The following is a 12,883-nucleotide window of genomic DNA, read 5'->3' as shown; positions in this document are numbered from 1 at the left end:
AATCCAAAACGACGACACATTGAGTCTTATTAACGTGTTTCACCCTCTCTAGAATGGCTGGCATCTTTCCTATACTCAGACGCGAACGCCGCGTCGAGTCGCCCATCAAGGTCAGCCATGAACAAGAACAATCGCCACCCAGCAGACGGTAAGAAGCCCATCACCATTTTCGGGCCGGACTTTCCTTTCGCCTTTGACGACTGGATCGAGCATCCGGCCGGCCTGGGCAGTATCCCGGCCCACAACCACGGTGCGGAAGTGGCGATTGTCGGAGCCGGGATCGCCGGCCTGGTGGCGGCGTATGAGTTGATGAAGCTGGGCCTCAAGCCTGTGGTCTATGAGGCGTCGAAAATGGGCGGGCGGCTACGCTCACAGGCGTTCAACGGCGCCGAAGGGGTGATCGCCGAGCTGGGCGGCATGCGTTTCCCGGTGTCGTCCACGGCGTTCTATCACTACGTCGACAAGCTGGGCCTGGAGACAAAACCGTTTCCCAACCCGTTGACCCCGGCCTCGGGCAGCACCGTCATCGATCTGGAAGGCCAAACCTACTACGCACAGAAATTGGCGGATCTTCCTGCACTGTTCCAGGAAGTGGCCGACGCCTGGGCCGATGCGCTGGAGGACGGCTCGCGTTTTGGCGAGATCCAGCAAGCGATCCGTGATCGCGACGTGCCGCGCCTCAAGGAACTGTGGAATACCCTGGTGCCACTGTGGGACGACCGCACTTTCTACGACTTCGTCGCCACCTCCAAGGCGTTCGCCAAGCTCTCGTTCCAGCACCGCGAAGTGTTCGGCCAGGTCGGTTTCGGCACCGGGGGCTGGGATTCGGACTTCCCCAACTCGATGCTGGAAATTTTCCGCGTCGTGATGACCAACTGCGACGACCACCAGCACCTGGTGGTTGGCGGCGTGGAGCAGGTGCCCCACGGTATCTGGAATCACGTGCCAGAGCGCTGCGTGCACTGGCCGGAAGGCACCAGCCTGAATTCGCTGCACCTCGGTGCCCCCCGCAGCGGAGTGAAGCGCATCGCCCGCGCGGCCGATGGCCGGTTCAGCGTGACGGATGTATGGGATAACACCCGCGAATATGCCGCAGTGCTGGTCACCTGCCAGAGCTGGCTGCTGACCACCCAGATCGAATGTGAAGAGGCGCTGTTCTCGCAAAAAATGTGGATGGCCCTGGACCGCACCCGCTACATGCAATCGTCGAAGACGTTTGTGATGGTCGACCGGCCGTTCTGGAAGGACAAGGACCCGGAAACCGGCCGCGACCTGATGAGCATGACCCTCACCGACCGCCTGACCCGTGGCACGTATCTGTTCGACAATGGGGATGACAAGCCGGGCGTGATTTGTCTGTCGTACTCCTGGATGAGCGACGCGCTGAAAATGCTGCCGCATCCTGTAGAAAAACGCGTGAAGCTGGCCCTCGATGCCTTGAAGAAGATCTATCCCAAGGTGGACATCGCTGCACGGATCATCGGTGATCCGATCACCGTGTCCTGGGAAGCCGACCCGCATTTCCTTGGCGCATTCAAGGGCGCCCTGCCCGGCCACTATCGCTACAACCAGCGCATGTACGCGCATTTCATGCAGGACGACATGCCGGCCGAACAACGCGGGATCTTTATCGCTGGCGATGACGTCTCATGGACACCGGCCTGGGTTGAAGGCGCGGTACAGACCTCGCTCAATGCCGTGTGGGGAATCATGAAGCACTTCGGCGGTGAAACTCACGCCGAGAACCCGGGGCCAGGTGATGTGTTCCACGAGATTGGTCCGATCGCCCTCCCCGAATAAAAGGAGTTTTTGATGCGTGTAGCCCTTTACCAATGCCCACCGCTGCCACTGGATCCGGCCGGCAACCTGCAACGCCTGCACCAAGTGGCGCTGGAGGCCAGGGGCGCCGATGTGTTGGTGCTGCCGGAGATGTTCATGACCGGCTACAACATCGGCGTCGACGCGGTGAATGTATTGGCCGAGGTCTACAACGGCGAATGGGCACAGCAGATCGGCCGCATCGCCAAGGCGGCCGATCTGGCGATTGTCTATGGCTACCCCGAACGCAGCGACGACGGGCAGATTTACAACGCGGTTCAACTGATCGATGCCCACGGCGAGCGTCTGGCCAACTACCGCAAGAGCCACCTGTTCGGTGACCTTGATCACGCCATGTTCAGCGCTGGCGACTCGGCGTTGCCCATCGTGGAGCTCAATGGCTGGAAGCTCGGTTTCCTGATCTGTTACGACCTGGAGTTCCCGGAAAATGCCCGACGCCTGGCCCTGGCCGGCGCCGAACTGATCCTGGTACCCACCGCCAACATGCAGCCCTACGAGTTCATCGCCGACGTCACCGTGCGCGCCCGAGCCATCGAGAACCAGTGTTTCGTGGCGTACGCCAACTATTGCGGTCATGAAGGTGAATTACAGTATTGCGGCCAAAGCAGCATCGCCGCACCGGATGGCAGCCGCCCGGCACTGGCGGGGCTGGATGAGGCCTTGATCGTGGGCGAGCTGAACCGACAGCTGATGGAAGACTCACGGGCGGCCTACAACTGCCTGCACGACCGCCGCCCTGAGCTTTACGGCGACTTGCACAAGCACTGACCCGGGCCAGGAGCGTGCTCAATCAAGTGGGGAAACTGATGGAGAACCCTCCCCAATCCGCTAGCATGAGCGCTTCTCTGTTCTGGAAGCGCTCATGTCGGCCCCCGATTCCCTTCGCCCTCATACTGAAACCCTGGCCAACGGCTTGCGGGTGACCTTGCGTCATGCCCCCGGCCTCAAGCGCAGCGCTGCGGTGCTGCGGGTGGCGGCCGGCAGCCATGACGTGCCCCTGGCCTGGCCCGGATTGGCGCACTTTCTTGAGCATCTTTTCTTCCTGGGCACCGAGCGCTTTCCCACAGGGCAGAACCTGATGGCCTACGTGCAGCGGCACGGCGGCCAGGTCAATGCGCGCACCAGCGAACGCACCACGGACTTCTTCTTCGAATTGCCACCCGCCGCTTTCGCCAGTGGACTGGAGCGGCTATCGGACATGCTCGCTCATCCGCGCCTGGATGAAGCTGATCAATTGCGCGAACGGGAAGTGCTGCACGCGGAATTCATCGCCTGGTCCCAGGACCCGGCAGCCCAGCGGCAGGTTGCCTTGCATGACGGACTCTCGACGGCCCATCCGCTACGAGGTTTTCATGCGGGCAATCGCGACAGCCTCCCAGTGATGCAACCCGAATTCCAAACGGCATTGCACGACTTCTATCGAAGGTTTTACCAGAGCGGCCAGATGACGCTGAGCCTGGCCGGCCCACAAAGCATCGATGCATTGAAAGCACTGGCCGAACAGTTCAGCGCCAATGTGCCTGAGGGCGAGGCAGTGGTCAGGCCGTCACCGCCGAAGTTGATGGAATCATCCCAAGCCAGTTATCAACAGGCCCGCGAAGGTTGCCTGGATTTGCTATTCGCCTTCGAACACCTCCCCGTCGCCTCGCCTCAAGCCCTGGACTTTCTCTGCGCCTGGCTGAACACCAGTAAACCGGGCGGTTTGCTCGCCACGTTGCGTCTGCGCGGCCTGGCTGACAGCCTCAAGGCCACGCCGCTGTATGAATTTTCCAGGCAGGCGCTGTTGCACATCGAATTAAAGCTCGACAACGCTCAAGCGCCGAGTGAAATCCAGCCGTTGCTGCACGATTGGTTGGGGTTCTTCGCAGCCCAGGACGACTGGGCACCATTGCGCCAGGAATTCACCGCGTGGCTGCAGCGGCGGCAAGAGACGGGAACAGCCTTGCAACTGGCTCGCTGGGACAGTGAAGAACGCGAAGGGCCGCTGTCGCAAAACGACCTCGTCAGGCTCAGGGAAATCCTCAAGCAATTGCACCCTGTGGATAACATCACCGGGCAATGGCAACTGCCCGCGCCCAACCCGTTTCTGCAAACGGCAAGCGAACCACCTCGCGCCGGGCTGATACGCGGCCAGACCAGCGCCCACCGCGGCTTGCGAACCTTCGCACAAGACCGCTCCCGAGGCCGGCGGGAACGCTCGCCCATGCAATTTTGCCAGGCGTTTGCGGATAACACCGACGAAGGCGCGGTGTATCTGCGCTGGCGGTTGGTGACTCAAGCCCCCCTCGACCTTCAATCCAGACTCGACCGGCACCTGCTGGATCTACGTGAAGATGCTCGTCAGGCCGGCGTGGACGTCACCTTCGAGCCCATCGGCAACCAATGGCTGCTGAAGCTGGTCGGCTTGCAGGCACCGATGCCGTTGGTGCTCGAGCACGTACTGACGAAACTGGAACAGCCATTGCCATCGGCCCGGGTCGTGGACGACACCCCGCTGATACCGATTCGGCACCTATTGAAGGCGTTGCCGAATCATTGTCAGGCAAGCGTGCAGCCGTTGCCGTTGCCACTGTCCGACAGCCTGTGGACAACGGCCCAGTGGGACGGCCTGGCCATCGGCCTGTCAGCCGCCACCCAAGGAGCAATCGGCCCGGCGCTGGCCCGGGTGCCCGGCATTGCCGGCCAGGACGTCGAACAGAAGGCGCCTTCCGGGCAGCGTAGCTGGCACACGCTCCTGACCCAAGGCGACGAGCAGGCCGTGTTGCTGTTTTGTCCCACACCGACCCAGACCTTGTCTGACGAAGCCGCGTGGCGGTTGCTGGCGCAGCTGTGTCAGACACCGTTTTACCAGCGCCTACGGGTCGAATTGCAATTGGGCTATGCGGTGTTCAGCGGCTTGAAGCAGATCGATGGGCAAACCGGGTTGTTGTTCGGTGCCCAATCGCCCAGCACCTCGGCGACGCAGTTGATCGCCCACATTGAACAGTTCCTGAGCGGCTTGCCAACACTGATCCAGCAGATCGACGACTCGACCCTGACCGGCCAGCAGCAGGCCCTCGCCACCCAGTTCCAGAGCACCGCCCTGCCCTGCGCGCAAGCGGGCGAACTGCTCTGGCAGGGCAAACTGGCCGGCCGCCCGTCGGATTACCTACAGCAACTGCCCGAGGCCATCGTGCATCTGGATCGCGAACAGCTACTCGATGCCGCCCGGCGTTTGATCGACGCAGAAGGGGGCTGGTGTTGCCTGGCCAACGGGACCTGCCCGGGAATGCCTTGGCAAGCTGTGCCATGATCATTGCAGCCGCTGCAACGAGCTTTCTGGAGAATCGTGGCCAACGAATAGGTCTAATTTAGTAACATAGCCGCCTAAGCATCTGAACATCTCCGAACGGAGGTGGACTATATGTATAGGTCTCAACCGTTCCATCTAACTAAAGCATCCCAACCAAAGGAGTATTTCCATGTCCTGGTCCAAACCCGCATATATCGACCTGCGTATCGGTTTCGAAGTCACCATGTACTTCGCCAGCCGTTGATTGCTGCAGGCAGTTAAACATGCAGCACAACGCCTCGGTCAGCCGGGGCGTTTTTATTTCGGTTTGCAGATGGAGCGGCCATGTTTGTCCAGATTCTAGGTTCCGCCGCCGGCGGTGGTTTCCCTCAGTGGAACTGCAATTGCGTCAATTGCGCAGGTTTTCGCAATGGCAGCCTGCGGGCCCAGGCGCGCACCCAGTCGTCCATCGCGATTTCCGATGACGGTGTGAATTGGGTGTTGTGCAACGCCTCTCCGGACATTCGCGCCCAGCTCCAGGGTTTCGCCCCAATGCAGCCGGGCCGAGCCCTGCGCGACACCGGCATCGGCGCGATCATTTTGATGGACAGCCAGATCGACCACACCACCGGCCTGCTCAGCCTGCGCGAAGGCTGCCCGCATCAAGTCTGGTGCACCGACATGGTCCATGAAGACCTGAGCACCGGCTTCCCGCTGTTCAACATGCTGACCCACTGGAATGGCGGGCTGAGCTGGAACCGCATCGAACTCGACCAGAGCTTCACCATCCCGGCCTGCCCGAACCTGCGCTTTACCCCGCTGCCGCTTCGCAGCGCCGCGCCGCCCTACTCCCCGCACCGCTTCGATCCGCACCCGGGAGACAACATCGGCCTGATCGTCGAAGACCTGCGCACCGGCGGCAAACTGTTCTACGCCCCGGGCCTGGGCAAGGTCGACGGGCCGTTGCTGGACATCATGGCCGGCAGCGATTGCCTGTTGGTGGACGGCACGATGTGGGACGACGACGAAATGCAGCGCCGTGGCGTTGGTACCCGCACCGGTCGGGAAATGGGCCATCTGGCCCAGAACGGCCCCGGTGGCATGCTGGAAGTGCTGGAGCAGTTGCCCGAGTCGCGCAAGGTCCTTATTCATATCAACAACACCAACCCGATCCTCGATGAAGACTCACCCGAGCGGGCCGAACTTGTACGCCGAAAGGTTGAAGTGGCCTACGACGGAATGAGTATTGAGTTGTAGGAACGGCGCAACGATTGTGGGAGCGAGCCTGCTCGCGATGGGGCCAGCCCTGACGCCACAGAACCCAACGGTTATTCCCCCGGAGACCGAAAATGACTGACACCCCCCTGTCCCCCGCCGAGTTTGAAGCAGCCCTGCGTGCCAAGGGCGCGTATTACCACATTCATCACCCGTATCACGTGGCGATGTATGAAGGCCGCGCCACTCGTGAGCAGATTCAGGGCTGGGTCGCGAATCGTTTTTACTATCAGGTGAACATCCCACTCAAGGATGCCGCGATCCTGGCCAACTGCCCGGACCGGGAAATCCGCCGCGAGTGGATTCAGCGCCTGCTCGACCACGACGGCGCTCCCGGCGAAGACGGCGGCATTGAAGCCTGGCTGCGGCTGGGTCAGGCGGTCGGCCTGGACCCCGATCAGCTGCGTTCCCAGGAGCTGGTGTTGCCGGGCGTGCGTTTCGCAGTGGATGCCTACGTTAACTTCGCCCGTCGGGCCTGCTGGCAGGAAGCCGCCAGCAGCTCGCTGACCGAACTGTTCGCCCCGCAGATCCACCAGTCGCGCCTGGACAGCTGGCCACAGCATTACCCATGGATCGACCCGGCCGGCTACGAGTATTTCCGCACCCGCCTGGGCCAGGCCCGGCGTGACGTGGAGCATGGCCTGGCGATTACCTTGCAGCACTACACCACCCGCGAAGGGCAGGAGCGCATGCTGGAAATTCTCCAGTTCAAATTGGACATTCTCTGGAGCATGCTCGACGCCATGAGCATGGCCTACGAATTGAACCGCCCGCCCTATCACAGCGTGACCGAGCAACGGGTGTGGCACAAAGGGATTACCTTATGAGTTTCGACCGCAGCAGAACCCCTCGCTGGCGCCCCGGCTATCGCTTCCAGTACGAACCGGCACAGAAGGGCCACGTGCTGCTCTATCCTGAAGGCATGATCAAGCTTAATGACAGCGCAGCGCTGATTGGCGGCCTGATCGGCGGCGAACGGGATGTCGCGGCCATCATCAGTGAGTTGCAGAAGCAGTTTCCCGACGCGCCGGAACTCGGTGACGACATCGAGCAATTCATGGAGGTCGCCCGTGCAGAGCACTGGATCGAACTTGCCTGAGACCATCGGCCTGCCGCCCAAGGCTGAAATCGGTCTGCCGCTGTGGCTGCTGGCCGAGCTGACTTACCGCTGCCCGCTGCAATGCCCGTACTGCTCCAACCCGCTGGACTTCGCCGAGCAGGGCCAGGAACTGAGCACCGAGCAATGGTTCAAGGTGTTTCGCGAAGCCCGGGAAATGGGCGCCGCGCAATTGGGTTTTTCCGGTGGCGAACCGCTGGTGCGCCAGGACCTGGCCGAACTGATCGGCGAGGCGCGCAAGTTGGGTTTCTATACCAACCTGATCACCTCCGGCATCGGCTTGACCGAACAGAAAATCAGCGATTTCAAAAAGGCTGGCCTGGACCACATCCAGATCAGCTTCCAGGCCAGCGACGAGCAGGTGAACAACCTGCTGGCCGGCTCGAAGAAAGCCTTCGCGCAAAAACTGGAAATGGCCCGGGCGGTGAAAGCCCACGGTTACCCGATGGTGCTGAACTTCGTGACCCATCGGCACAACATCGACAAGATCGACCGCATCATCGAGCTGTGCATCGCCCTTGAAGCAGACTTCGTCGAACTCGCCACCTGCCAGTTCTACGGCTGGGCGCAACTCAACCGCGTTGGCCTGCTGCCCACGCAAGAACAATTGGTACGCGCCGAGCGCATCACCAACGAATATCGCACCAAGTTGGAAGCCGAAGGGCATCCGTGCAAGTTGATCTTCGTCACGCCGGACTACTATGAGGAACGCCCCAAGGCCTGCATGAACGGCTGGGGTAGCATTTTCCTGACCGTCACACCGGACGGCACCGCATTGCCCTGTCACGGCGCCCGACAGATGCCGGTGCAATTTCCCAACGTGCGCGACCACAGCATGCAGCACATCTGGTACGACTCGTTCGGCTTCAACCGCTTCCGTGGCTATGACTGGATGCCCGAGCCGTGCCGCTCCTGCGATGAAAAAGAAAAGGACTTCGGCGGCTGTCGCTGCCAGGCATTCATGCTCACGGGGGACGCCAGCAATGCCGACCCGGTGTGCAGCAAGTCCGACCATCACGGCATGATTCTCCAGGCTCGCGAAGACGCCGAGCACGCCACCCAAACCATCGAACAACTGGCCTTTCGCAATGAACGAAACTCACGCCTCATCGCCAAAGGCTGATCCCTTCAGCGCCGCCCAGGCCGTCGCCGCGGGCATCGACTTCGCCGAACTGCAGGTCGGGCCCCTTGGTCTGTTCTGGAATGAATACCGTCCCGAAGACGCGGCCTGCCGGATCTGGCATTGGCACGACGCCAAAGCCCGATGCCTGACCCCGGACGGATTCAGCGCGCGCAGCCGGGTCTATGAATACGGCGGCGGATCGTTCTGCCTGAGCGCTGACGGCGTGTTGTTCGTCAATGAGGCTGACCAGCAGGTGTACCACCAATCGTTGGCGGGCGAGCGGCCCGTGGCGCTGACATCGGGTGATTGTCGATACGGGGATCTGAACCTCGCCGCAGGTCAGGTGCTGGCGGTAGAGGAACAGGCCAATCAGCATCGACTGGTGTCGATCGGGCTGGCGGATCGGCAGCGGCATCTGCTGGCCGAAGGCGCGGACTTCTATGCCTCGCCGACCTTGAGCCCGGATGGCCAGCGACTGGCCTGGGTTGAGTGGAGTCGTCCACATCAGCCGTGGACCGCAACGCGGTTGATGGTGGCCGAGCGCAACACTTCAGGTTGGGGTGAGCCACGTTGCGTGGCTGGCAACGGCGAAGAGGAGTCCATCCAGCAACCGCGCTTCGATGACGCCAATCGCCTGTATTGCCTGAGCGATCGCGACGGTTACTGGCAGCCCTGGGTTGAATCAGTCCAGGGCCTGGAACCGCTACCCAGCACCGCAGCCGACCACGCCCCCGCCCCATGGCAATTGGGCGGTTGTACCTGGCTGCCATTGAACGAACACACGTACCTGGCGAGTTGGACCGAAGCGGGTTTCGGGCGCCTGGGCATGTGCCGCAGCGGCGATGCGAACGAAGATTACACCGGCACTTACAGCCGTTTTCGCAGCCTGGCGCTGGATGAACGGTTCATTTACGCCATCGCCGCCTCCCCGGCCAGCCCATCGGCCGTCATTGCGATTGCGCGAAACAGCCATGAAGTGACGGTACTGGCCGGCGGTATTGCCCCGTTACCCGTCGAACACATCAGCCAACCCCGAACCCTGCGCTATCCCTCTGCCTCAGGTGAAGCCCATGGGTTTTTCTACCCGGCCGTGAACGCTGAAGAAAAACCGCCCCTGGTGGTGTTCATCCACGGCGGACCGACCTCGGCCTGCTATCCCGTATTTGATCCGCGCATCCAGTATTGGACCCAGCGTGGCTTTGCCGTCTCCGACCTCAACTATCGCGGCAGCAGTGGCTATGGACGGGCCTATCGGCAGGCGCTGCATTTGAACTGGGGCGTTGTGGATGTCGAGGATGCCTGCGCGGTGGTCGCGTACCTGGACGAACAAGGCTTGATCAATGGTCGCTGTGCGTTCATTCGTGGCGGCAGTGCCGGTGGATACACGACCCTTTGCGCCCTGGCGTTCCATGACGTGTTCCGTGCTGGCGCCAGCCTTTATGGCGTCAGCGACCCCGTCGCCCTGGGCCGCGCTACGCACAAATTCGAAGCTGATTATCTGGATTGGCTGATTGGCGACCCCCAACAGGATGCCGAACGCTACCGCGCCCGCACCCCGCTGCTGCACGCCGACCAGATCCGCGCACCGGTGATCTTTTTCCAAGGTGAACTGGACGCCGTGGTCGTGCCGCAGCAAACCCGCGATATGGTCAAGGCTCTGGAAGACAACGGCATTGCGGTCGAGGCGCATTACTACGCCGACGAGCGCCACGGCTTTCGCAAGGCTGCGAACCAGGCTCATGCGCTGGAGCATGAGTGGTTGTTTTATCGCAAGGTGATGGATGGCCGTCTATAGAAACGGCGATATCCATTGTGGCGAGGGAGCTTGCTCCCGCTTGATTACGCAGCAATCGCAAAAAGTTGGGACCGCTGTGTGGCCCAGCGGGAGCAAGCTCCCTCGCCACAGAAAAGTCAGCGCTTGGCGATGATGTACACCGCATGCACCATGCCCGGGATGTAACCCAACAGTGTCAGCAGAATATTCAGCCAGAAAGCCCCGCCGAACCCGACTTGCAGAAACACCCCCAGCGGCGGCAGCAGGATGGCGATGATGATACGAATGATATCCATGGATGAGCTCCTGATTGGTAATGGCTACGTTGCCCTATAGCCCATTGACCCCCGGCCGCTCGTCAGGGTTCAGTGAAAACAATCAGCAAAGGCGACCCGAATGGGTCAAACCGTGTAACGACAAAAAACGCAGGCAAAAGAAAACCCCGCCGAGGCGGGGTTTTGCAGACTGTTTCCCTGACATCCATTTCACTCCGCCATCCTGGCAGAATCCTTCGTGTCCGTGTTATTGCTTTGCGCGTCCTGCGCGACGTCCATGTGAAGTAGATTAGCGGTGGATCCAATCGCCCGATAGAGGGAAAACGCCAGCACGCAATGTAAGCATTTTCTTACACTGCGACATATTTCAAAATTGCCCCGCTTCCAGCAAGTACAGTGACTCGCTGCCCGCCTTCACCGAAGCACTCAGGGAATGGATTCGCGGCAGCAGGCGGGCGAAGTAGAACCGTGCCGTCCCCAGCTTGCTCGCATAGAAATCATCCTGACCTTCTTTACCCAAGGCCGCCTTGGCCATCAGCGCCCACATGTAGGCATAAGCGGTGTAGCCGAACGCCTGGAGGTATTCCACCGAAGCCGCGCCGATTTCGTTCGGGTTGCTTTTTGCCCGGTCCATTACCCACTCGGTCAGTTCATCCAGCGTACCGACAGCATCATTCAGCGGCTTGGTGAACTCCGCCAGGTCGCTGCTCGCGGTGGCGGTGAAGTGGCGGATTTCATCGGCGAACAATGTGTAGAACGCACCGCCGTTGCCGACAATCTTGCGCCCTACCAGATCCAGCGCCTGGATGCCGTTGGTGCCTTCGTAGATCTGGGTGATGCGCACATCACGCACCAATTGCTCCTGGCCCCATTCGCGAATGTAACCGTGACCGCCGAAAATCTGCTGGCCATGGACAGTGGTTTCCAGGCCCAAGTCGGTCAGGAAGGCTTTGGCCACCGGAGTCAGCAATGCCACCAGATCTTCGGCACGCTTGCGGGTGGTCGGGTCTTCGCTGAACTTGGCGGTGTCCAGTTGCATCGCCACGTAGGTGGAAAATGCCCGGCCACCCTCATTCGAGGCTTTCATGGTCAGTAACATGCGGCGTACATCGGGGTGGACGATGATCGGGTCGGCAACCTTGTCTTTGTTCTGCGCGCCGGTTGGCGAACGGCTTTGCAGGCGATCACGGGCGTATTCGATGGCGTTCTGGTAAGAGCGTTCACCAGAAGCCAGACCCTGGATACCCACCCCAAGACGTTCGTAGTTCATCATGGTGAACATCGCGGCCAGGCCTTTGTTCGGCTCGCCGACCAGGTAACCCACGGCTTCATCGAAGTTCATCACACAGGTCGCGGACGCCTGGATGCCCATCTTGTGTTCGATCGAACCGCAGTTGGCCGCGTTGCGTACACCCAGGCTGCCGTCGGCATTGACCATGAACTTGGGCACCAGGAACAACGAAATACCTTTCGGGCCTGCCGGTGCGTCCGGCAGTTTCGCCAGCACCAGGTGAATGATGTTCTCAGTGAGGTCGTGTTCGCCGCCGGTAATGAAGATCTTGGTGCCGCTGACCTTGTAGGAACCGTCGGCCTGGGGTTCGGCCTTGGTGCGAATGATCCCCAGGTCCGTCCCGGCATGAGGCTCGGTCAGGCACATGGAGCCAGCCCAGACGCCGGCGTACATGTTCGGCAGGTAGGCCGCTTTCAACTCTTCGCTGGCGTGGGCATTGATCGACAAACAAGCGCCGGCGGTCAGCATCGGATACAGACCGAAGGACAGGCTGGCGGAATTGACCATTTCTTCGACCTGGGCCGAAACGGCCTTGGGCATGCCCATGCCGCCGTACTCCGGATCACCACCGACACCGACCCAACCGCCTTCAGCGTAAGTCTTGTAGGCCTGTGGGAAACCTGCCGGAGTAGTAACGGCGCCGTCGGCCCAGTGGCAACCTTCTTCGTCAGCCGAACGGCTGAGGGGGGCGATGCTTTTGCTGGTGACTTTGCCGGCTTCTTCAAGAATCGCTTCGACGGTTTCAGCGTCTACGGTATCGGCCAAGGCCGGCAGTTCGGCCCAGAGTTTCGCGACCTCGAACACTTCATTGAGGACGAAGCGCATATCGCGCAGGGGCGCTTTGTAGTCAGCCATGGCAAACCTCGCAGGATCTAAACAGTTGGTTCGTAAGAAAACGGTTTTTGCATGGCCCGAGTG

Annotated in this window: 11 protein-coding genes; 9 read left to right on the top strand and 2 right to left on the bottom strand. The window is 60.9% G+C overall.

Annotated elements, in window-relative coordinates:
- Nucleotides 1-117 precede the first annotated feature (117 nt).
- From ACA047_RS02620 to ACA047_RS02580, 9 genes are all read left to right on the top strand, one after another.
- Nucleotides 118-1,800 carry a flavin monoamine oxidase family protein gene (locus ACA047_RS02620; RefSeq protein WP_497356463.1) on the top strand — a complete coding sequence of 561 codons (1,683 nt, stop codon included), beginning with the start codon at nt 118-120 and terminating at the stop codon, nt 1,798-1,800.
- Between the two features lie 12 nt (nt 1,801-1,812).
- Complete coding sequence (locus tag ACA047_RS02615; RefSeq protein WP_497356461.1) at nt 1,813-2,607, top strand: carbon-nitrogen hydrolase family protein; 795 nt, start codon at nt 1,813-1,815, stop codon at nt 2,605-2,607.
- Nucleotides 2,608-2,701: 94 nt separating this feature from the next.
- Nucleotides 2,702-5,131 (top strand): pyrroloquinoline quinone biosynthesis protein PqqF, encoded by a 2,430-nt coding sequence (pqqF, locus tag ACA047_RS02610; protein ID WP_497356459.1) that lies wholly within the window; start codon nt 2,702-2,704, stop codon nt 5,129-5,131.
- Nucleotides 5,132-5,300: 169 nt separating this feature from the next.
- The gene (pqqA, locus tag ACA047_RS02605; protein ID WP_003177660.1) at nt 5,301-5,375 is read left to right on the top strand and encodes a pyrroloquinoline quinone precursor peptide PqqA; all 75 of its coding nucleotides are present in this window, start codon (nt 5,301-5,303) and stop codon (nt 5,373-5,375) included.
- 80 nt (nt 5,376-5,455) lie between these two features.
- Entirely contained in the window at nt 5,456-6,367 is a 912-nt protein-coding gene (gene pqqB, locus ACA047_RS02600) for a pyrroloquinoline quinone biosynthesis protein PqqB (protein WP_497356457.1), read from the top strand.
- Nucleotides 6,368-6,459: 92 nt separating this feature from the next.
- Nucleotides 6,460-7,212, top strand: a complete 753-nt coding sequence (gene pqqC, locus ACA047_RS02595) for a pyrroloquinoline-quinone synthase PqqC (protein ID WP_497356455.1) — start codon at nt 6,460-6,462, stop codon at nt 7,210-7,212.
- Nucleotides 7,209-7,484 carry a pyrroloquinoline quinone biosynthesis peptide chaperone PqqD gene (pqqD, locus tag ACA047_RS02590; protein WP_497356453.1) on the top strand — a complete coding sequence of 92 codons (276 nt, stop codon included), beginning with the start codon at nt 7,209-7,211 and terminating at the stop codon, nt 7,482-7,484. The genes pqqC and pqqD overlap by 4 nt, the downstream gene beginning before the upstream one ends.
- The gene (pqqE, locus tag ACA047_RS02585) at nt 7,456-8,625 is read left to right on the top strand and encodes a pyrroloquinoline quinone biosynthesis protein PqqE (protein ID WP_497356451.1); all 1,170 of its coding nucleotides are present in this window, start codon (nt 7,456-7,458) and stop codon (nt 8,623-8,625) included. The genes pqqD and pqqE overlap by 29 nt, the downstream gene beginning before the upstream one ends.
- Entirely contained in the window at nt 8,591-10,420 is a 1,830-nt protein-coding gene (locus tag ACA047_RS02580) for a S9 family peptidase (protein ID WP_497356449.1), read from the top strand. Before pqqE ends, ACA047_RS02580 begins: the two co-directional genes overlap by 35 nt.
- A gap of 116 nt (nt 10,421-10,536) precedes the next feature.
- On the opposite strand, the gene ACA047_RS02575 is transcribed toward ACA047_RS02580, so the two are convergent.
- Both ACA047_RS02575 and ACA047_RS02570 read right to left on the bottom strand, forming a co-directional pair.
- Nucleotides 10,537-10,695: a YqaE/Pmp3 family membrane protein gene (locus tag ACA047_RS02575; protein WP_497356447.1), complete on the bottom strand. Its 159-nt coding sequence runs from the start codon at nt 10,693-10,695 to the stop codon at nt 10,537-10,539.
- Nucleotides 10,696-11,041: 346 nt separating this feature from the next.
- The gene (locus ACA047_RS02570; RefSeq protein WP_497356445.1) at nt 11,042-12,820 is read right to left on the bottom strand and encodes an acyl-CoA dehydrogenase C-terminal domain-containing protein; all 1,779 of its coding nucleotides are present in this window, start codon (nt 12,818-12,820) and stop codon (nt 11,042-11,044) included.
- Between the last annotated feature and the right edge of the window lie 63 nt (nt 12,821-12,883).

The sequence above is a fragment of the Pseudomonas sp. LBUM1664 genome (assembly GCF_059695895.1).
Note: the sequence above shows the minus strand (reverse complement) of the source record. Positions and strands in the feature narration are given on the sequence as shown.

Excerpts from the sequence above, each read along its gene's own strand:
- ACA047_RS02620 (WP_497356463.1), top strand. The coding sequence starts at position 118 with ATGAACAAGAACAATCGCCACCCAGCAGACGGTAAGAAGCCCATCACC.
- pqqD (WP_497356453.1), top strand. The coding sequence starts at position 7,209 with ATGAGTTTCGACCGCAGCAGAACCCCTCGCTGGCGCCCCGGCTATCGC.
- ACA047_RS02570 (WP_497356445.1), bottom strand. The coding sequence starts at position 12,820 with ATGGCTGACTACAAAGCGCCCCTGCGCGATATGCGCTTCGTCCTCAAT.
- ACA047_RS02575 (WP_497356447.1), bottom strand. The coding sequence starts at position 10,695 with ATGGATATCATTCGTATCATCATCGCCATCCTGCTGCCGCCGCTGGGG.
- ACA047_RS02580 (WP_497356449.1), top strand. The coding sequence starts at position 8,591 with ATGAACGAAACTCACGCCTCATCGCCAAAGGCTGATCCCTTCAGCGCC.
- pqqB (WP_497356457.1), top strand. The coding sequence starts at position 5,456 with ATGTTTGTCCAGATTCTAGGTTCCGCCGCCGGCGGTGGTTTCCCTCAG.
- pqqF (WP_497356459.1), top strand. The coding sequence starts at position 2,702 with ATGTCGGCCCCCGATTCCCTTCGCCCTCATACTGAAACCCTGGCCAAC.
- pqqC (WP_497356455.1), top strand. The coding sequence starts at position 6,460 with ATGACTGACACCCCCCTGTCCCCCGCCGAGTTTGAAGCAGCCCTGCGT.
- ACA047_RS02615 (WP_497356461.1), top strand. The coding sequence starts at position 1,813 with ATGCGTGTAGCCCTTTACCAATGCCCACCGCTGCCACTGGATCCGGCC.